This window comes from Sporosarcina sp. SAFN-010 (assembly GCF_059415065.1).
The window spans coordinates 590,562-611,690 of the sequence record NZ_JBPFDS010000001.1 but is presented as its reverse complement, the minus strand read 5'-3'; the positions used below and the strand labels follow the sequence as shown (position 1 = coordinate 611,690).

18 protein-coding genes and 1 riboswitch are annotated in these 21,129 nt (G+C 43.9%); of the genes, 13 read left to right on the top strand and 5 right to left on the bottom strand.

Annotated features, from left to right (window positions below):
• Positions 1-130 precede the first annotated feature (130 nt).
• Together ACR65F_RS02925 and ACR65F_RS02920 are read left to right on the top strand one after the other, a co-directional pair.
• Entirely contained in the window at positions 131-1,393 is a 1,263-nt protein-coding gene (locus ACR65F_RS02925; RefSeq protein ID WP_039042430.1) for an MFS transporter, read from the top strand.
• Between the two features lie 33 nt (positions 1,394-1,426).
• On the top strand, positions 1,427-1,756 hold the full coding sequence (locus ACR65F_RS02920; RefSeq protein ID WP_440503189.1) for a hypothetical protein: 330 nt from the start codon (positions 1,427-1,429) through the stop codon (positions 1,754-1,756).
• On the opposite strand, the gene ACR65F_RS02915 is transcribed toward ACR65F_RS02920, so the two are convergent.
• Entirely contained in the window at positions 1,734-3,305 is a 1,572-nt protein-coding gene (locus ACR65F_RS02915; protein WP_440503188.1) for a putative bifunctional diguanylate cyclase/phosphodiesterase, read from the bottom strand. The genes ACR65F_RS02920 and ACR65F_RS02915 overlap by 23 nt on opposite strands.
• Positions 3,306-3,542: 237 nt before the next feature.
• Complete coding sequence (locus ACR65F_RS02910) at positions 3,543-4,409, bottom strand: glycerophosphodiester phosphodiesterase family protein (RefSeq protein WP_440503187.1); 867 nt, start codon at positions 4,407-4,409, stop codon at positions 3,543-3,545.
• Positions 4,410-4,564: 155 nt separating this feature from the next.
• Here ACR65F_RS02910 and ACR65F_RS02905 point away from each other — a divergent pair, with 155 nt between their 5' ends.
• The 5 genes from ACR65F_RS02905 (at position 4,565) to ACR65F_RS02885 (ending at position 9,260) form a co-directional block, all read left to right on the top strand.
• The gene (locus ACR65F_RS02905; RefSeq protein WP_440503186.1) at positions 4,565-5,698 is read left to right on the top strand and encodes an ABC transporter ATP-binding protein; all 1,134 of its coding nucleotides are present in this window, start codon (positions 4,565-4,567) and stop codon (positions 5,696-5,698) included.
• Complete coding sequence (locus ACR65F_RS02900) at positions 5,695-6,597, top strand: carbohydrate ABC transporter permease (protein WP_440503185.1); 903 nt, start codon at positions 5,695-5,697, stop codon at positions 6,595-6,597. The genes ACR65F_RS02905 and ACR65F_RS02900 overlap by 4 nt, the downstream gene beginning before the upstream one ends.
• Positions 6,598-6,623: 26 nt before the next feature.
• Complete coding sequence (locus tag ACR65F_RS02895) at positions 6,624-7,412, top strand: carbohydrate ABC transporter permease (protein ID WP_440503215.1); 789 nt, start codon at positions 6,624-6,626, stop codon at positions 7,410-7,412.
• Between the two features lie 223 nt (positions 7,413-7,635).
• Positions 7,636-9,006, top strand: a complete 1,371-nt coding sequence (locus ACR65F_RS02890; RefSeq protein WP_440503184.1) for an ABC transporter substrate-binding protein — start codon at positions 7,636-7,638, stop codon at positions 9,004-9,006.
• A gap of 107 nt (positions 9,007-9,113) precedes the next feature.
• A complete protein-coding gene (locus ACR65F_RS02885; protein WP_156137909.1) occupies positions 9,114-9,260 on the top strand; it encodes a hypothetical protein in 147 nt (48 codons plus the stop codon).
• Between the two features lie 698 nt (positions 9,261-9,958).
• Here ACR65F_RS02885 and ACR65F_RS02880 read toward each other — a convergent pair.
• The 3 genes from ACR65F_RS02880 to hutG form a co-directional block, all read right to left on the bottom strand.
• Positions 9,959-11,065 (bottom strand): M24 family metallopeptidase, encoded by a 1,107-nt coding sequence (locus tag ACR65F_RS02880; protein ID WP_440503183.1) that lies wholly within the window; start codon positions 11,063-11,065, stop codon positions 9,959-9,961.
• A gap of 120 nt (positions 11,066-11,185) precedes the next feature.
• Positions 11,186-12,394 carry a sodium/glutamate symporter gene (gltS, locus tag ACR65F_RS02875; protein ID WP_440503182.1) on the bottom strand — a complete coding sequence of 403 codons (1,209 nt, stop codon included), beginning with the start codon at positions 12,392-12,394 and terminating at the stop codon, positions 11,186-11,188.
• Positions 12,384-13,349 carry a formimidoylglutamase gene (gene hutG, locus ACR65F_RS02870; protein WP_440503181.1) on the bottom strand — a complete coding sequence of 322 codons (966 nt, stop codon included), beginning with the start codon at positions 13,347-13,349 and terminating at the stop codon, positions 12,384-12,386. The genes gltS and hutG overlap by 11 nt, the downstream gene beginning before the upstream one ends.
• Before the next feature lie 130 nt (positions 13,350-13,479).
• Between hutG and ACR65F_RS02865 the strand changes: the two genes are divergently transcribed.
• From ACR65F_RS02865 to ACR65F_RS02840, 6 genes are all read left to right on the top strand, one after another.
• Complete coding sequence (locus ACR65F_RS02865; protein WP_440503180.1) at positions 13,480-14,358, top strand: LysR family transcriptional regulator; 879 nt, start codon at positions 13,480-13,482, stop codon at positions 14,356-14,358.
• 222 nt (positions 14,359-14,580) lie between these two features.
• Positions 14,581-14,684: riboswitch (purine riboswitch) on the top strand.
• Positions 14,685-14,880: 196 nt separating this feature from the next.
• Positions 14,881-16,197 carry an NCS2 family permease gene (locus ACR65F_RS02860; protein WP_440503179.1) on the top strand — a complete coding sequence of 439 codons (1,317 nt, stop codon included), beginning with the start codon at positions 14,881-14,883 and terminating at the stop codon, positions 16,195-16,197.
• 22 nt (positions 16,198-16,219) lie between these two features.
• Entirely contained in the window at positions 16,220-17,983 is a 1,764-nt protein-coding gene (locus ACR65F_RS02855; protein WP_440503178.1) for an adenine deaminase, read from the top strand.
• Between the two features lie 326 nt (positions 17,984-18,309).
• Positions 18,310-19,044 carry a polysaccharide deacetylase family protein gene (locus ACR65F_RS02850; protein ID WP_440503177.1) on the top strand — a complete coding sequence of 245 codons (735 nt, stop codon included), beginning with the start codon at positions 18,310-18,312 and terminating at the stop codon, positions 19,042-19,044.
• Positions 19,016-19,630 carry a DedA family protein gene (locus tag ACR65F_RS02845; RefSeq protein WP_440503176.1) on the top strand — a complete coding sequence of 205 codons (615 nt, stop codon included), beginning with the start codon at positions 19,016-19,018 and terminating at the stop codon, positions 19,628-19,630. The genes ACR65F_RS02850 and ACR65F_RS02845 overlap by 29 nt, the downstream gene beginning before the upstream one ends.
• A 27-nt stretch (positions 19,631-19,657) precedes the next feature.
• Positions 19,658-20,836 carry an MGDG synthase family glycosyltransferase gene (locus ACR65F_RS02840; protein WP_440503175.1) on the top strand — a complete coding sequence of 393 codons (1,179 nt, stop codon included), beginning with the start codon at positions 19,658-19,660 and terminating at the stop codon, positions 20,834-20,836.
• Positions 20,837-21,129 lie beyond the last annotated feature (293 nt).

Genomic DNA, 21,129 nt, shown 5'->3' with positions numbered 1-21,129 from the left:
TTTCCGGAAAAAGTTTTTTTATTTGTTTTGACGTCAAAATACTGATGAAAAGTGGTATACTATGACGGTTGGACATGTCGTGGATTATCTGAGTTACGTGCAATACAAAAAAGAATAAGGTGGGACTAATATGGAAAAGACAAAAAGTAAAATTCATTACGCCTGGTTGGTTCTAGTTGGGCTATGTTTAATGGTTGGGCTAGGAAAAGGAGCGCTCAATAATACAGCTGGTCTATTTATTACCCCAGTTGCCAAGGATTTAGGAGTTGGAATTGGGAACTTAACGTTGTACTTAAGTATTTCAGCTATTGTTACATTAATTTTCTTGCCAATCGGCGGAAAGATGATGGCCAAGTATGATATTAAAGCACTTCTTATTGGTGCAATTATTTTGCAAGCTGGAGCATTTGCAGCATTCGGCTTCATGAAAGCGGTATGGGGTTGGTACCTCTTCTCGATTCCGTTGGCAGTGGGTGGCGTGTTCATTACTGTTATTGCAGGACCAGTCTTAATCAATCAATGGTTTAAGAAAAGTAATGGTCTGGCGCTGGGGATCATGGGTGCTGCTGGAGGTGCAATCGGTGCGATTGCTCAACCAGTAGTTGGAAATCTTATTGCGAGTCAAGGCTGGAGCCAGACTTATATTATTGTCGGTGTCGCAGTAATGATTATTGTCATACCGGTTATTCTGCTACTCATCCGTAAATCACCAAAAGACAAAGGCTTGTTGCCTTATGGTGCAGCGGTTACTTCTAACGGTGGAGAAACTGCTGAAGACACAACTGACAAAGGAATTTCTTTTGCAATTGCGCGCAAGTCCGGCGCATTCTATTCACTAGCCGTATTTTTCTTCTTAATTACGGCAATTGCGAGTTTCTCCATTCACATCCCGACGTTTCTTGGGAACAAAGGTTATTCTGTTGGATTTTCAGGAACAGTGATGGGGGTTTCTATGATAGGAGTGTTGGTAGGAGCACTCGCGCTTGGAGTACTAAGTGATAAATTAGGCTCTAAAAACACGGCATTGCTTGCAATGATTCTAGGGATTGTGGCGATTGCAATGTTTTTATTCTTTGCTGAAAATGGAGTGATTGTTACAATTGCTGCAGGAATTTTTGGTTTTACCAGTGCATCCATTGGGACACTTGCACCAACGCTTGCTTCAACGCTCTTTGGAAGTAAAGACTATAGCCAAATTTATGCAACTGCATCATTAGGTCTTGCAGTTGCATCCATCATTGCGTTGCCTGCATACGGATATGTATTTGATTTTACAGGTACGTACACAATCGTTCTTTGGATTATCGCTGTAATGTTCGTCATTAACATCCTCGCAATTCTTTTTGCCTTCGTAAGTAAAAAGAAACTTGTCGACCAAGGTCATTGGAACTGATCAATCCAATCTATCCCCACTTCTAATTTTTAGATGTGGGGATTTTTTGCACCTATCTACAAGAAATCAAAAAGCTGCTATGACGTCTCTGTACAGAGACGTCATAGCAGCTTTTTTATCAGAAACGATCGGGTTGTCTGCGGAAACGATCGGGTTGTCCGGAGAAACGATCGGGTTGTCCGCGGAAACGATCGGGTTGTCCGCGGAAACGATCGGGTTGTCCGCGGAAACGATCGGGTTGCCCGAGGAAACGATCGGGTTGTCCGAGGAAACGATTGGGTTGCCCGAGGGAACGATCGGATTGCCCGCGGAGACGAGCGTGTCAGCCCCTTGAATGGAGTCATTTCACTTTCATTAAAGTAGAAAGACAATACGTAATCTCAATTTCTTCAGCGGGAAGTGGCTTACTGAACAAGTAGCCTTGACCGAATTGACATCCGCACTGTGCGAGAAGTGTCGATTGGTCAACTTCCTCAATTCCTTCAGCAATGAGTTCCATATCGAGATTACGTCCCATATCGATAATCGTCTGTACAATGGACTGCATTGGTGCATGGGTCAGCATCTCCATCGTAAATGACCGGTCAATCTTCAAATAGTCGATTGGTAAAAATCCAAGCTTACTCAAGGACGAATAGCCGGTTCCGAAGTCGTCAATTGCTAATTTTATGCCAAGCGTACGAATTTCCTCGATGACCCGGACCGACTCTGTATCATTCAACATCATGGATTCTGTAATTTCTAGTATAAGCAGATGAGCAGGGAATTGAGTGATTTCCAGTACGTCCTTCACGAAGCTTGGAAATTTTGGATCCCTGAACTGCCGTATAGAAACGTTCACTGCAAGACCTAAGTTATCGTTGGCACTGTGCCATTCTTTCACTTGTCGGCATGCTGATTCCAATACCCATGTACCAATATCGTTGATCAAGCCTGACCGTTCCGCAACGGGTATGAACTCTCCAGGTGGCACGAGTCCTAATTCGGGGTGCTTCCATCGTACAAGTGCCTCAAAGCTTTTAAGACGTCCTGTCGCAAGATTGATGACAGGTTGATAATGGATGAGTAACTGATCGGTTTCCAATGCATTCCGGAGATCATTTTCAAGCATCAGTTGCTTCTGATCATCATTTTCCGCAGATTGGGAAAATACTTTATATGTGTTTCCGCCAAGCTCTTTGGCGCGATACATTGCCCGATCGGCATTTTTTAATAGTGTCACGGAATCTGAACCGTGCTCGGGAAGATGGCTAATACCGATACTTGCAGACGTATAAAGTAACGTGTTGTTGACTTCAAATGGTTCCTTGAATGCATCTAGTATATGTTCGGCAATTTCAACCGCTCGTGAGTTTGGCAGTTCAGACAAAATAACGAATTCATCGCCTCCGTGGCGAAAAACTTGAGCTCCCATTGGAATCGCTTGCCTCAATCGCATACTAACCAGTTTAATGAACTTGTCGCCTGATAAATGCCCCATTGTATCATTAATCGACTTGAAACGATCAAGATCTATAAAAAGGATAGCGAGCTCAGAGCGCTCTGCTGTCATTTTGTCGAGTACGCGAAATAATCTATAACGATTTTGAAGACCTGTTAGAAAGTCATGATTGGCATTGTAGTCCAATTCGATGTTGGTTAACGTCAGTTTCTGCTGAATTTCTTTATTCGCTACAAGTTGGTTTTGTAGAATGAAAGCAGTTGCATCCGTTTTCCGGAACAAGTATATGAAAATCGGTGTGGAAAAGAAGAGCATAATTCCGGTTCCCAAAAGGTTATACAAAATTTTGTTTTCGAACTCTAAGTGAAAAATCCGAATAATCGATTCCTCGACAATAACAGGAAGAAGAACTACGAAAGTAATGATTAAAAAAAGTCGCTTATATTTGTATTTTTGCGTTGCTCGCTCCATAGTAGATCGCCATCCTAAGTAATGTATGATAAATAGAAGTAAATGGTAAAGAAACCATCTGAAGGATATACGTCATTTATCGACAAAATTTTGACGATTTTTATAGGTTTAATGGCATATGTGTTGAAGCTATTAGACCTATTTAAAGAGAGTGCTATCTTCAATATATTTAACAATTTTGGATAGTGTAGAGAATGTTCGCATACAGTATGCTATAATTATTTTGAAAATTTAATATTATTTAAAATTTTGATGCAAAAGATTGATTATAAGATCCGGTTTGTCGGTGAAAATACCATTTACTCCTAGTGTAATGAGAGTGGATGCTTGCTCTGATTGATTGACTGTAAAAGGGTGTATGGCTAACCCTGACTGATGCACGGTTTCTACAAGCTGTTCTGTAACGGCGTCTGCGTTTACTCCTATACCCGAGGCATATCGCGAGACTTGTTTCAGTTTTGAAGCAGATAAATTTGCTTTTTTCTTAAATGAATAGAGTTGGATTAGTGGAGTGGTGGGACTCAATTCATGTACTTTTTTTAAGCTATCACTGCTGAAAGATTGGATGATAACTTTTGGAAGTGGATCCTCTCGGTCTAACAGGTGATGACCGTCCAACTGTTCCAATAGTTGCTGTTCGATACCTGGATAACGATCGGGAGACTTGATTTCAATGTAGTAATTGGTTTGGTCTCCGAATTCACGCAGTACTTGCTCAAGAGAAGGTACTCGCAGACTCGAAAATCTAAGAGATGCGAATTCGTTATCTGGTCGATTGAATTCATCTGCAGGTTTGAAAGCGCTTAACGTATCGGTGGTGATCTCATCAATCTCCAATTCACTGCCATTCAATTCAATTGAATCGTTGTGAAGGACCACAAGTTTACCGTCTTTTGTCCGATGGAGATCGAGTTCAATATAATGTGCGCCCATTTCAATCGCAAGCTCATACGAAGGAAATGTGTGAGCAGGCGCATAGGCAGAGGCTCCGCGGTGCGCAATTACAAGAAACGGTTCTGACGGTAAAGAAACAGGTTGTTGGTAAGTGGGAGAGCAGCCGGAAAGGAAAAGAAGGAGAATAGTGCCAACCTTTAGTAGCTTCAAGAGAGTGACCTCCGATCCTTTTGAAATGTAAACCTCGTGTAAAGATGATGTTAACTTATGTAAATAGTACGAAAACTTGTTACTGGAAATGATACCATGACCTTGATAAGAGCGACAGGTCAAAAGGAAGTTGACTACCCGAAAGGATGGATTGGATGAAGAAAGTCGAACTGATTGACGTGTCAAAGTCTTATGACAAACAAGTCGATGTGATTTCGAATATCGACGTAACGATCGAACCCGGAGAGTTTTTTGTCTTAGTCGGTCCTTCTGGGTGTGGCAAGAGCACGATGCTGCGGATGATAGCGGGACTGGAAGAGATTACTGGTGGGATAATTGAAATCGGCGGGAAACGTGCAAATCATTTGTCTCCGGACAAGCGTGATCTATCGATGGTGTTTCAAAATTATGCTTTGTATCCACATCTGACAGTGCAACAGAATATAACGTTTGGACTCGATGTGAAGAAGGTGAAAAAAGCCGTACAAACAGAAAGAGCAAACGAAGTGGCGGCAATGCTTGGGTTAACAGATTATTTGAAACGTAAGCCGCGTGAACTTTCAGGTGGCCAGAGACAGCGAGTTGCTCTTGCACGTGCGATTGTAAGCGAAGCACCAATCTGTTTGATGGATGAGCCGCTTTCCAACTTGGATGCGAAATTACGTGCTCATATGCGGACGGAGATTCGTAGAATTCAGCGTAAGCTTGGTATCACGATGATATACGTAACCCACGACCAAGTGGAAGCAATGACAATGGGTGATCGGATTATGATTCTTCACGAAGGGAAAATCCAGCAAGTCGGTAAGCCAATCGATATTTATAATTATCCTGCGAATCCGTTCGTGGCGACATTTATCGGTTCACCGCCTATGAATATTAGTCCTGCCAGGGCGGTACCGACTAAGTCTGGTATTTTCATTGAAGATACAATCCATGTTCCGATGAATGAGGAACAGGTCGCCGCGAGTTCCGCAAGATCGTTGCTTGCAGGGATACGACCAGAGCATATAAAGCCAATTGTGACTGGGACTGAGAGTGGTAATCGGATTCAGGTAGAGGTGACGAATGTCGAAATCCTTGGCAATGAAACCGTATTTTCATTCCAAGTCGGACAGCGAGAATGGATGGCGAAATGGAGTGGGCAATGGGATATTGCGATTGGTGATCAGGTTCCGATTTTGTTAGGTTCTGAATACTTCTGTGTATTTGATGAAGAGACAGGAGAGCTGATTCGTAAACCAGAGGGTCTTGAGCACCTCTCGATTGCGAAAGAGGTGATTCTATGACGACCGTTCGTGCTCCTGGTGTCTGGAAACGTTCTGCAAACTTACGTGTTGGATTTTTATATCTATTGCCGTCTATCATTTTATTTGCGGTCTTCCTCTTTTATCCGATGATCCGGACGATTTACTTAAGTTTTTTTCTGACCGATCAAAATGGGAATGCAGCGGTCAATGTGGGGGTTGAAAACTACAGCTACTTACTCACATCTCCTGCATTTTTGAATAGTATGAAGGCAACTGGGTTATTTGTCCTGTATACGGTACCTGTAGGAATTATTCTCGCATTATTTTTTGCATTACTTGCAAATGAAAAGCTAAAAGGAATTGGCTTTTTTAGGACGATGTATTCGTCAACAATGGGAATATCCGTTGCTGCATCCTCAGTCATTTGGTTGTTTTTGTTCCATCCGAGTGTCGGTGTTTTCAATCGGATATTGCTTGTTCTCGATCTTCCGCAAATCCAGTGGTTACTGGATCCAGAATGGGCGCTTATATCGATTGCGATTTCAACGATTTGGATGAATACAGGGTTCTCGTTTCTCATTCTTCTCGGTGGATTACAGAACATTGACGAGCATCTGTACGAGAGCTCCCGCATTGATGGGGCTGGGTATTTTTACAGACTCCGGCGCATTACAATACCTATGCTCTCACCTACGTTATTTTTCATCATCACCATTTCGCTAATTAATGCATTTCAAACTTTTGGCCAGATTGATATTTTGACCAAAGGAGGACCTTCTCAGTCAACAAATTTAATTGTGTACTCGATTTATCGGGAAGCATTCATCAATTATCAATTTGGAACGGCAAGTGCGCAGGCGGTTATTCTTTTCGTCATCATTCTGGTGGTCACCCTCCTTCAATTTAAGCTTCTCGAAAGGAAGGTGCATTATCAGTGAGAGACTCGACGCTTAAGAAAGTTTGGATTTACTTTCTATTGACTGTCACATCTTTTCTAGTGTTCTTCCCTGTGTTGTATGCTTTTATGATTTCGTTTATGAGTGGACCGGAAATTCTGCAAGGTCGATTTTTCCCAGAAGCCTTTAAGTTCGATAACTATGCGAAGGTGTTTGACAGGCTTCCGTTACTTAAATACTTGTTGAATAGTTTCATTGTTTCACTAACTGTCATGATTGGGCAGCTCGCAGTTTGCAGTTTGGCCGCCTATGCATTTGTTTTCATTCCATTTAAAGGAAGAGAATTCGTGTTCTTCTTATTCATCTCCACGATGATGATTCCGTGGGAAGCGACGATGATCCCGAACTTCTTTACGATTCAAAAGCTTGACTGGCTGAATACGTATCAAGGAATGTCGTTGCCATTTTTCGCACTCGCATTTGGAACGTTCTTGTTGCGCCAACATTTCAAAACGATTCCGAAAGAGTTGCAGGAAGCTTCCCAAATTGCTGGACTCAGTCGCTTTGCGTTCTTTTGGAAAGTGATTTTGCCGGTTTCCAAAACAAGCCTTGTCACGCTTGGGGCATATGGATTCCTCACGACATGGAATATGTACTTGTGGCCATTGCTGATCACGACGAATAGTTCGGTGAGGACAGTTCAAATCGGATTAAAGCAGTTGCAGTCTCAAGAGATGTCAACCGATTGGGGGGTGGTCATGGCTGGTGTCATCGTCGTCATCATTCCGACGTTACTGCTATTGTTCATCGGACAGAAGCAACTTCAGAAAGGCTTGTCGCAGGGGGCTTTGAAGTGATGGTGTATAAATGAATTTTTAACTTCAAATATTCTCCGTTGATTGGAGCGGAAGACGGCGACTCCTGCGGAATCAGCGAAGATCGAAGACCCCGCAGAAGCGTAGCGCCGAGGAGGCTGAGATCGAGCCCGCGGAAAGCGTCCGTCTGAAGCGTAAATCAACACCGTTCATTAGCCCATATAATAATAGAATGAAAACTTTGAGAGATGGGGTGTAGAGGAAGATGAGAAAAACTGTGAAGCTCATGCTATTATTTTTAACGGTACTCAGTCTGGCAGTCCTTGCAGCGTGTACGAATAGTGACTCCAGCACGAACGATGAAGGGACTAAGGAAGAAGGCACGAAAGGTGAAGCTACGAAGACAGAAGACGGAAAAGTGTCAATCGAGTTTTGGCACGCCATGTCCGGAACCGGGCAAACGTCGTTGGATGAAATCGTTGCGAACTTCAACGAGTCTCAAGATAAATACGAAGTGAAAGCTGAATTCCAGGGGACGTATGAAGAGTCGCTGACCAAACTACGTAGTGTCGGCGGAACGAAAGACGCTCCAGCGATCACACAAGTTTTTGAAATCGGTACAAAGTATATGATCGACAGCGGCTATATTGAGCCAATCCAGAAGTTTATCGATAAAAATGATTTTAACGCTGACGAGCTCGAGCAAAACATCTTGAACTACTACAAAGTGGATGACGAGTTGTACTCTATGCCTTTTAACTCTTCCACGCCAGTTATGATTTATAACAAAGATGCATTCAAAGAAGCTGGACTCGATCCTGAAAAAGCTCCTGAAACATTCGCAGAGGTCATCAATTCCGCTGAAAAGTTAACAAAAGGGGAGATGTACGGGTTCTCCATGCTGACGTATGGCTGGTTCTTCGAGCAATTACTCGCAACACAAGGTGGCGACTATGTGAATGAAAACAATGGGCGCACAGGTGATGCAACAGAAGCTGCGTTTAATAGTGACGAAGGACGCCTCGTATTCCGCACACTCGATACAATGAACAAAGCGAAAACGTTCGGCAATTTCGGAACAAATTGGGATGATATCCGTGCAGCATTTGCGTCAGAAAAAGTAGCAATGTATTTGGATTCATCCGCAGGTGTTGCTGGAGCAATCGACACTGCGCCATTTGAAGTCGGTGTTGCATATATCCCGCATGCGGACGAAGTGAAGCGCAATGGCGTTGTAATCGGCGGGGCATCACTTTGGATGTCAAAAGGAATTGCTGAAGAGGAGCAAGAAGCTGCTTGGGAATTCATGCAATACTTAACGACACCTGAAGTTCAGGCAAAGTGGCATTTGGATACTGGCTACTTTGCGATTAACCCGAAAGCATATGAAGAAGAAAGTGTGAAAGAGAAATGGGCTGAGTTCCCTCAATATAAAGTGACTGTGGATCAGTTACAAGATACGGTCCCAGGCTATGCAACCCAAGGTGCGCTCATTTCCGTGTTCCCGGAGTCACGTCAACAAATTGTGACGGCACTTGAAGATATGTATCAAGGAAAAGATCCGGCTGAAGCATTGGAACAAGCGGCTGAAGGAACGAACCGTGCGATTGAAGTTGCAAATAAGACGAAAAAATAAGAGGGAAGGCGCTCCACTACAGTGGGGCGTCTTTTCATGTGCTAGGAAGGATTAAGGGAGGATATGTAGAAGATACTGGGAATTGAGTGTGAAAGAGGTGGCGGCGTGTGAATGGAAGAAAAGCTAAGCGTAACAAGAAGAAAGAAGAGAGCGGCTGCTTGTCAGATTTGTTTTTTGTCGTACCTGATATAGTGTTTGCGCCGATTCAATGGCTATTTCGTGGAGTTATCGCGTTTTTCAGGAATGTTTGGTGAGGTCTAGTTCGCTGCGAGAGAAAATCGGCAACATGGAGGCTGTTATCAGCAGTTTGCCGTTAGGAATCGGAACTAAGGTGTCGTGAATCGGCATTATCAAGCGAAGAATCGGCAACGCGGTAGAATTAATCGGCAACGAGACACAATTCAACATCATTAAGGGATTAATTGTTAGCGCTCCGCGCGTTTGGGGAAAGGCTATCTCGCTGCGAGCCGTGCATTCTGCGTTCTCCGACAGTTATCGGTGATTGCCCAACACTCCAATCGATTTCTCTGACACTGGGAGACTTTCTCCATCACCCCATCTGATTTCTCCGACACTTAGCGGAGTTTCTCGATAACGAGACACAATTCGAGTGCTTGGAGGGACTATTTGGTAGCGCTCCGCGCGTTTTGGGAAGGGCTATCTCGCTGTGAGCCGTGCATTCTGCGCTATCCGACATTTTTCGGGGATTGCCCGACACTCCAATCGATTTCTCTTACACTGGGAGACTTTCCCCATCACCCCAACTGATTTCTCCGACACTTAGCAGAGTTTCTCGATAACGCGACACAATTCAAGTGCTTGAAGGGATTAATTGGTAGCGCTCCGCGCGTTTTGGGGAAGGGCTATCTCGTTGTGAAATGCAGAAATTAGCACGAAAAAGCCGTTTGCATCATGTGTGTGACAAGATGCAAACGACGATTCATATTTTCTATTACCCTAAAACTCTCAACTCGCGTGGGAAGGTAGAAAGCACTTCTACTTCGCCGTCTTCGTTGATGTAGACAGTATCTTCAATGCGGACGCCGCCTTCACCTGGAATGTAGATGCCTGGCTCGATTGTGAACACGAGTCCGGGTTCTGCAATGTCCTCGTTGTTCATGTGGATAGAAGGTTCTTCGTGGACTTCAATTCCGAGACCATGGCCGACACGATTGTTGAAATACTCACCGAAGCCAGCTTCTTGAATGACATTGCGTGCAGCGATGTCGAATGTTTTCAATGGATTTCCAGCCTGGACAGCATGGATTCCTGCCTGGTTCGATGCAAGTACTGTATCGTAAATGAGTCGTTGGCGATCGGATGCTTCTCCGATGATGAATGTACGTGTCGTATCAGACATATAGCCGTCTTTTGCCACTCCGAAGTCAATCAGTAAATAATCACCGACTTGCAGTTTGCGCTCGCCAGGTTCGCCGTGAGGCAATGCCGCTTTTTCACCGGATAGGACAATCGATGAGAAAGAGGGACCATCTGCACCGAATTTGCGCATTAAGTATTCAAGCTCAGCTGTCAGTTCGGATTCAGTCATGCCGACTTTTACGAGCTTGATGCCTTCTTCAAGAACACGCTCGATAATTTCAATCGGTTTCTTCAATGCGGCGATTTCTTCACGTGTTTTACGTTTACGCAGCTTGTTGATGAAAGCCTGAACATCCGCCACTTTGGCTGCAGGGAATGCAGTACTGAATTCGTTAAAACGGAAATAGCTAAACGCTTTCGCTTCGATTCCGACGTTTCCTGAAAGGTCACCGACAGTAGAACGAATGACGTCAAACGGAAGTTGTTCATCTGAAATCGAGACAATTGTTTCGATATCGGAGCTTTCTGCAGCGGCATCCTTGTCGAGTGCAGGAGTGAAGAGAATCGTTTTCCCTTCAGCTGCTTCTATAAAGAGACCTAAAAATCGCTCGTGTGGGTCTGAGTTGAATCCTGTGAAATAGAATACGTTGGCGGGATCCGTAACGAGCACCGCAGTAAGTGATTGGTCTTGAAGATGAGTGCGTAGCGCATGGCGCCGTTTTTCGTACATGTCAGTCATGATGAATTCCTCCTGAATATGCAGTATATAGCTTTATTATGACGTAGTTAATAGAAGAACAACAGGGATTTGCATAGTGAATGCACAAAAAAACCGGCTACCATGAGCCGGTTTCGAATGTTAACTAAAGATATTCATTGTTGTAATAATGATTGGCATCGATACGACGTCAATCAGGAACGCACCAACAATTGGTACGATTAAATACGCTGTTCGAGATGGGCCGTAACGTGCAGTAACAGCGGCCATATTCGCCATCGCGTTTGGTGTTGCTCCAAGTCCGTGTCCTGCAAAACCTGCACACATTACTGCGGCATCGTAGTTTTTGCCAAGGATGCGGAACAGAACAAAAATCGCAAATAATACGAGGAATACAACTTGTACAAAGACGATTACGAGTAGTGGAAGTGCTAGACCTGCAACTTCCCAAAGCTTAATGCTCATAAGTGCCATCGATAAGAAGATCCCTAGAGCTACATCCCCGATGAGGGTGATGCTGCGCATGTGCACGATATTACCGTTAATGCGATCGACAACGTTACGAATAACAACAGCTACAAACATCGCACCTACGTAATTCGGTAAGACGATGGGGTTTTCCATAAAGGTGCTGCTAACCTTCGTAAACACATCACCTAACAATGAACCACCAGCCATAGAAGCGACGATGAGGAACGCTTGCATCGTGAAGTTGTCGACATTGATGGCAGGGTCATGTGCTTCTGCAACAAATTCGTAAGATTCTTCTACTTCAGTCGACTTTAAGTCGTGTTTTTTGATCAAATATTTAACGAGCGGTCCTCCGACCAATCCACCTGCAACCAATCCGAATGTTGCAGCTGCAATTCCGATAGAAAACGCGGAGTCGATGCCCATCGCTTCCACAGTCGTTCCGTAAGCTGTAGCACCACCATGTCCGCCCTCCATGGAAACAGCTCCTGCCATCATCCCGATTAGAGGATGAATGTCGAACAAGTATGACATGGACACACCAATCACATTTTGCATGATTGCAAGGAATGCGCACGCGGCCCAATAGATGAGGAGTAATTTACCACCAAGTTTAATGAGTGCAAAGCTTGCGCCAAGTCCCACGGTTGCGAAGAAGGTGAGCATGAATAAGTTTTGAAGCGATGTATCGAGAGTGAAGCTCACAAGTCCTGTTGCTTTTAAAATTGTTGCAAGAATGGCGAATAGCAAGCCTCCTACAACGGGTGCAGGAATACAAAATTTCTGCAAAATCTTGGTATTACGGACGAGGGCCGTGCCGAGTAAAAACAGCGCCATTGCGAGGAATAGCGTTGTTACTTGATTCAATTCAATCGTCATTCTGTGTACCTCCAAGCAGTGAGACAATCGCTTCATTCGTTAAGTAAGCACCGAGTTTAACCGTACGGCCGTTCTCATCGAGGGAAGGATTGATTTCTGAGATGTCAAATGAAAGCGTTTTCTGTGCAGACGCAACAATACGAATGAGTTCTCGTACTTGCTTCGGAGAAAGTCCGAATGGCGAAGGCGCACTGACGCCGGGTGCTACAGCAGCGTCCAATACATCTGAACAAAGCGTAAGCATAATATAATCTTGTGTAGCGATAAATTGATGGAGCTGGGTATAGATGTGTTCAACAGGTGTCTCTTCTAATTGCCGTTCTGTTATATAGTGAACGCCAAGACGATCCGCTTCGTCAAATAATAACTGTGTATTACCGAACTCTTGTATGCCTAAGACGAAATAAGAGGTGGTATCATCCGTGTCGAGCATTTGTTTAAACATTGTTCCTGAAGACGTTTGTTTGTCATAACTGCGCAAATCGAAATGGGCATCAATGTTAATAACACCAACTTTTGCATCAGGTCCTACGAATTTTCTTACACCTAAATAATGCCCGAAAGCGGTTTCATGGCCGCCCCCAAGAACGACAGGCTTTCTGTTATCAGCTAAGCACTGGCGGACAGTTTGACCGAGTTCACGTTGTGCGTCTTCTAGTTTACCATCTTTGCAAAAAACGGTTCCTAAGTCAACAATTTGATGTGACTCTGGTTGTCGCCAAGGAAGTTTTGCAAGTTCACGGCGAAGTGAATCAGGGCCAGCAGCAGCTCCGGTACGGCCGTTATTTCGTCGAACTCCTTCGTCAGATGAAAACCCGATCAGTGCACAAGTAGGACTGGTAGCGCTTTCTTTCGGAGAGTTCAGCTGCATCACTTGATGAAGACGAAATGCTGCACGCTTGGTAACATCGTCGATTCGGCCGCTCCAGATGTCTGGATTCGTTGCGTTGATCATAGGGATCACCCTTTCAAAGTTAAGTGCAATACGCTTCATTATACGAGCTGCCATTTATTATTTCAAATATCTAAAATTCATTTACTTATGCTTTTAGGTTATAATACATCGAAAGAAGGAGATGAGGACAATGGACATCAAACAGCTTCGTTACTTTGTGGCTGTCGTTAAAGAAGGTGGTTTTTCAGGAGCTGCCGCGAAGCTACATTTGTCCCAACCTTCACTCAGTAAAGCGATCCGGACGCTCGAAGGACAAATCGGTTTTCAGTTATTGGAGAGGACAACGAAGCGGGTGGATTTGACGGAATCGGGTCGGGTATTATACGATCGTGCTCTTCACATTCTGTCAGAAATGGATATTTTTGAAAAAGAAGTGAATGAAGTAAAAGTGGCAGGTAGCGGAGAAGTTAGACTAGGCATGATTGAATCTGTAAAGAACTGGATTCCTAATGTGTTGGGGTGGTATAGGGAGGAATATCCTGACATGCATGTCGTTCTCAAAGAAGTCCTCGGACGCAATGACATCGAGAAGGCTTTACGCGATTATGCGGTACATATTTGTTTGACGAATGAATTTATCGATGAACCTGATATTGTAACCACGCCTTTGTATAAAGAAAAATTGGTACTCGTCTTGAATGCAGCCCACCCCCTAGCGGATCGGGATAATGTTGATTTGAAACATCTCGCAGATGAGCCATTTATCATCACGAGTAAAGGTTTTCAAACACGTGTGAACATTAATGAAGCGTTTAAAGAAGCGGGCGTAAGTATGGATATTTGCTACGACGCGGATCGATTTGAAACCATTTTGACATTAGTCGAGGCAGGGATAGGAGTCTCTATTATTCCTAGAAATTACATTGGGAAGGTCGTGCCGGAAAATTTGGCAATTCGAGAACTCGATAGCCCGAGTCTTGAAAGGACAGTGTATCTAGCTTTTGTGAAAAACCGCTATCGTCCACCTGCAATTGAAGCATTATTGCAAAGAATGTTAGCGAGTGAATAATCCAATTTGGAAATAGAGTGACCTTCCTAGTTGAAGGTTGCTCTTTTAGTATTCCACGAAATCAGAAACTGGGTATAAATGTATTGAAAATAGGTGAAAAGTTACCTGAATACTTTTATTTTGGAGATAAAAAGCTTTAAAGGCGAACGATTTATGATTAATTTTAATTATTGTTCATAAAAATGCTTGTGATTGAATAACAATCTATGTATACTGACGAAGTGATAAAAGTGAATATATTCTCGTATATGCTCAGTAATATGGTCTGAGCGTCTCTACCAGGTTCCCATAGAAAGAACCGGACTACGAGTTGAAGAATAGTGTGTAAGCATTGTGGTTCTTTGTGTTCTTTAGCATGAAGAAATCGTAAGATCTGCACACACCCTTTAACTTTCGTATGTCCGGTTTGCAACTACTTGTTGCATGCCGGACTTTTTTATTGCATGCGTATGCAATAACTAGAGATACAAGAGATATTACGTTCGTACAAGTAAGTCTGAACGATAATTAGGAGGTTTGCAGATGAATGCAAAAGGGATAACAGAGAAACTTTTTAAGCTAAAAGATTTCGGCACGACGCCTCGAACGGAAATGGCTGCGGGGTTAACGGTTTTCATGACGATGCTGTATGTTCTGATTGTCGTACCTGGCATGTTGGACAACGCAGGATTGCCAAAAGGTCCTGCGACAGTAGCAGTTATTTTGATGACGGGTGTCATTACTATCATAATGGGGCTATACAGCAACCGCCCGTTCGCACTCGCGCCAGGTCTAGGATCTGTTGCTTTTCTATCGGTCACACTTGTCCTTGCTGAGGGAATTCCTTGGCAGACGGGTATGGGGATGGTGTTCATTTCAGGTATTCTGTTCGTTTTATTTACCATTTTGGGACTTAGAAAACTGATTGTTCGGCTCATGCCGCCTGCCATCAAACTTTCTATTGGTGCAGGTGTAGGGTTGTTCATCGCTTTGATTGGATTCAGAAGTGCAGGTCTTGTACAGGCAAGCGAACAGTCAAACTCGCTTCAACTAGGGGATTTGAGTTCGCCGAATGCTATTCTCGCACTGATTGGATTTTTCATCATGGCAGTGCTGTTGGCTCGTAAAGTCCGTGGGCATTTGTTGATTGGAATCGTATTAGTAACAATCATCGGAATTCCGATGGGCATTACGAAGCTACCGTCATCAGTATTTTCATTACCGGAAAGTATTGCACCTGTTGCATTCAAACTTGATATTATGGATGCTTTGAAATTGGAGTATTTCCCGTTCTTACTGGCGTTTTTCATTCCTGACTTTTTCTCAAGCCTTGGAACGATGTTAGGCGTCGGTAGTAAAGGGAATATGTTGGATAAAAACGGGGATTTGCCGAATATCGATAAGCCGTTTCTCGTCGATGCAGGCGGAACTGCACTTGGATCGCTATTTTCCGTTCCCGTGATGACGACGTATGTAGAATCTGCGGCAGGTGTTGAAGCAGGTGGACGTACAGGATTGACTGCGGTCACAACAGGACTTCTATTTTTGCTGACAATCTTCATCACACCGTTAATTATGATTATCCCGAAAGAAGCAACGGCTCCGGCATTGATATTAGTAGGATTGACGATGCTATCTGCTGTACGCAACATCAATTTTGAAGACGTGACAGAATCACTTCCGGCGTTCATGACGATTGTCATTACAATTTTCACATTCAACTTCGGTAACGGAATCGCAGCAGGGATTATCATTTACGTTCTTGTGAAGGCACTTTCAGGACGTCATAAAGAGATTCACCCTGGGCTTTATGTGCTCGTGGTACCGCTCATTTTATATTTCATAACAATTGCAGACTAACTATAGATAGGAGATAGATTTTATGTATACTCGCAAACAAATTACAGCTGCTGCACGTGGAGATATCCGGATGGATACGGTGATCGAAGGGGTTCAACTCGTCAACGTATTTACGGCGGAAATCTATCAGGCAGATATCGGAATTAAAGAAAATCGATTCAGCGCGATTGCCCGATACGAAAATGGACAACCAGACTTCAAACTAGAAAGGGAGACAGTCGTCGATGGTCGTGGCAAGTACGCGATTCCGGGATTAATTGACTGCCACGTCCATATCGAGAGCACGATGGTGACACCAGATATGTTTGCCCGAGCATTGATACAACGGGGGACGACTGTTGCTGTGATCGACCCGCATGAGATCGGAAATGTACTCGGGGCTGAAGGTGTTCAGTATATGGTGGAAGCGAGTCGAGGACTTCCAGTTCAAATCTTGACGACGATTCCTTCATGTGTTCCTGCTGTACCAGGCGTAGAAACAGCGGGTGCTGAATTTGGACCAGCTGAAGTGGCGGAGTTGCTGAAATTACCCGATGTTGTCGGAATCGCAGAAATCATGGATTACATAGGGGTTATCCAGCAGAATGATCGAATGGCCGGGATTGTACAAACCGGACTCGATGCAGGCGTATTAAATGAAGGCCACTTGCCACGTGCTGGTGGACGTGATCTTGCGGCGTATTTAGCGGCTGGTGTGAATTCCGATCATGAAAGTCGTACAGTCGAGGAAATCGTAGAGAAATTGCGTGCGGGGATGCTCATTTACATTCGTGAATCGAGTGTCAGCCAGTTTGCAGATATCGCTGCACAAGCATGGCGACAGCTGCCATATGCATCAAATATCGCGATGTGTACAGACGATGTGGAACCGAATGATATGTTGCATAATGGTCAGTTAAACCGTGTCGTTCGTCGTTGTATCGAAGAAGGAATTCCAGCGCCACTTGCTATACGTTTTGCCACGTTACATGGGGCGCAACGATTTGGACTGCATGATCGTGGAGCCATTGCACCGGGCTACATCGCGGACTTCTCGTTAATAGAATCACTCGAATCGATGAAAGTGGAAGACGTTTGGTCAGACGGTCGGATGGTTGTGAAATCCGGTGAGCTTCTTGAAACGATCGAAAGTGCGGTTCCTCCATTGACAAAGAATACCGTCAAGCTTCCGGAACTTAACACTTCTGATTTTGTTCTCAAAGCACCGATTGAAAACGGGAAAGTCACTGTGACAACAATGGAAATGACGAAGATCGGGACAACAGCGCGCGGAACAGTGGAATTAGATGTTAAAGATGGTGTGATTTCTGAGTTACCTGAAGGATATCTATTCGCATCAGTTACTGGGCGTCATGGACAGAATCGTAAGCCATTCGTCGGTGTTCTGAAAAATGCAGGTCTTCGTGAAGGCGCATACGCAACGACTGTCGCACACGATAGCCATAATCTTGTATCCGTCGGTACAAACGCAGCTGATATGTACGCTGCATCACAAGCACTTGAAGCAACAGGTGGCGGATTGTGTTTGATCAAAGATGGAATCGTGCAAGCACAAGTGGATCTACCAATCGCAGGACTGATGGCAGCTGAACCTATCGAACAGCTCGGTCCGAAAGTTGAAAAGTTCAACGAAGTCGCACGCTCAATGGGCGTTCAAGTCGGCAGAAGATCACCATCAATGGCCCTCTCATCGCTGACACTCACAGTCATCCCTGAAATCCGTATCACAGACATCGGATTGGTCGATGTTCACACACAACAGATGATTCCTTTGTTTGCGGAATAATTATGATGTTGTCCTATTAGTAACATAGAAGCTAATTATCTAGAAGCTCCGTTGATTGAAGTGGAAGACTACGACTCCGGCGGAACAATCGAAGAACGAAAACCGCCAATACCCCAATAGGAAAATTAAAAGAAACCGTGCATGAACGCCATGCACGGTTTTTCCATATAACTAAATAGAAGCTTCATGCATTACTTGTAATCTTAAGAAAGTCTTCATGAATTCCCTAGTTATTTCAAAAGAAAGATTTGTCATACTAAGGATGTTCATCTTCCAAAAGAATGGGTAAAACATAGTATACAAGAGAAGCGAGAGGAGGGAGATCGATGAGGAAGGGGATACTGACTTTCTTTGCAGTTCCAATACTGATTTATAGTTTGTACACATATGCAGCAACGCTACTTATACGTATAACGAGTATTGGAATACAGAAAAAGGTGCGTAACGGTACAGGAATCGCACTTACATTCGACGATGGTCCAAATCCGCTTTATACACCGAAATTGCTCGATTTGTTAGCACACTATAATATCAAAGCTGTATTTTTCGTTGTAGGGAAGCATGCCGAAAATTATCCAGAAATCATAAAAAGAATGTGTGCAGAAGGACACTCTATCGGCATCCACCATTACGAACACGTTTCAACTTGGCGACTCACTCCTAAACAAACCCATCAGCAAATAAAGCGTACAGCCAAAGTGATTAAAGAGATCACGGGGAGCGAACCTACTTTTTATCGTCCTCCTTGGGGACGTTTCAATCTAGCGACCTTGCCTGTCTCACGCCAATTCTTCACGATCATGTGGACTCACATTGTAGGAGATTGGAAGATTCGAACATGCGATGAAGAACTGTCTGATAGATTGGGTGCAATACCAGCGGATGGATCGATTGTGGTGCTGCATGATGATGGAAGCAACCCGGGAGCGGATGACGAAGCCCCTGCACACATGCTTCACGTGTTGGAATCTTATATTCAGGAAGCCACTGAAAAAGGAACCCGATTCATCTCACCGGAGGAGCTGATGAAGAATGGACAGGAGCATATTCATGTCCATTGATGCGCTGACAGACTATCTACTTCAGTATGGGAGCATCGTCATTTTCATTCTCTTGTTCTTTGGGATTGTGGGCATTCCTTCACCTGAAGAATCGCTGATCTTTTTGATCGGTGTTCTTATTGCACAACATCAACTCCAACTGTTTCCTTCTTTAATCGCTGCGATATTAGGCGCATTGACTGGCATGTTGACCGCTTACGCAGGAGGTCGATTCATTGGATATCCACTGTTGCACAAAGTCGGGAAATTTATCGGCCTAACGAAAGAACGCTGGGAGAAAGCGGAGCAATCGTTTAAACGGAGACGTAAACGCACAGTTTTGTTTGGGTTTTACATGCCGGGCATTCGGCAGATCAGTCCATACTTTGCAGGATTGACAGCAATGCCTTTCTATCAGTTCATCGGGCTGGCTGTCTTTGGAACAATTCTTTGGGTGATGCCTTTTCTAATTGTAGGATATGTACTTGGCCGTTCGTTCCATGTCAATCCAAGTTACGCTTCCCTCGTAGGTGTGTTTTTCTTAGTGGTGATGATCGGCTGGTTTCTCTTTAAAAAAGTCAAGTCGAAGAAAATAGTGGAAAACTGAAAAACGTGTACATTGGAGGTGCAAAAGATGAAGAAAATCTTGTTTTTCCCTCATTTACAAATGCAATCAGGACATCATCAGGCAGCGGAAGCACTGATGGATTTAGTTCAGCAACGGTATCCTGACGCTGAAGTGAAGAAAATCGACTTATTGTCAGAAACGAATAAATTGCTGGAAAGAGTCATTACAACAGGCTATCTGCAATGGATTAAACGTGCACCTCGTCTGTATAGCAAGACATATAAAAAACTCTATTTCAGCCAAGAGCCACTGGACGAACAGTATATTTGGCATCAACCGCTGTTTTTGCATAAATTGAAAAAAATGTTGAAAGAGGAGCAGCCAGACCTTATTTTCTGTACACACAGTCTGCCCTCTTGCATGCTCAGTAAATTGAAAATATCCGGCCAATGCGACGTACCGGTCGTGAATGTCTATACAGACTTTTTCGTCCATGACTACTGGGGACATCGTGGAATCGATGCACATTTCCTGCCTACTTTGGAATCGAAGGAGCAGTTATCGAAGGATCCCAACGTACCTGGACAGCTGATTGTCACGGGAATTCCAGTTCACCGGAAAATCAGGCGTCCTGACAGCAAAACGACCTCGCAAAGACCACAAAGCAAACCTGTGATTCTTCTAGCAGGTGGAAACAGTGGATTGGGATGTCGATCCCGAATGCTTGAAGAACTGGAGCAAGTGGATGATTTTCAATTTGTTGTGCTATGCGGCCATAATGAGAGATTATATCGGAAAATCGAATCTTGGAACCTCTCGCATATCCAACCGTTATCGTACGTAACTTCCCGAGAAGAGATGAATGATCTCTACGAAGTGGCAGACGCCCTTGTCACAAAACCGGGTGGAGTTACAGTCAGCGAAGCGCTCCGCAAAAGAATCCCGATGTTTATCCATTCTGCATTACCTGGTCAGGAAGAAATGAACTTAGAAACGCTGATTCCAAAAGGATTGGTCACGCAGCTTAAGCCAGGTAGTCCACTAGTTGATCAGTTGCGTGAAACGTTGTCAGACAAGAAACGAATGGAATGTTGGAAATTTGCGATGGATGTATATACAGACGAATTAGCTATCCAAACTGACCAACAGTTCGTCAGTATCATTGAAGAGTTGCTTGCTCCGATAGGTGAAAAAGTCCAAGGTAAAGCGCCATCCTTAAAGCGTCGATCGGTATCGGTGACGTGAAAACAAGTGCTCCAACAAGTAACGGATTCGAACTCATAATACATCGATTTTTAGCCTGCAAAAAGCATTGCAGGCTTTTTTGTTGTTCTTGGTAGTTGATTTGAAGCATAGAGGTGGATGAGAATTCCCTTTTTTGAGTACCAGAACTAAAGGGAAGAGACACTTAGCAAGCTGAAATATTGGAAAAGTGAAAAGATATGTATTTTAACTTTAAAAAAATGTCGTTTGGTAAATATGATGAAGACAACGAAGTAAGCGATTACAAAAATAATAAATACACAGAAAAGTCTAAA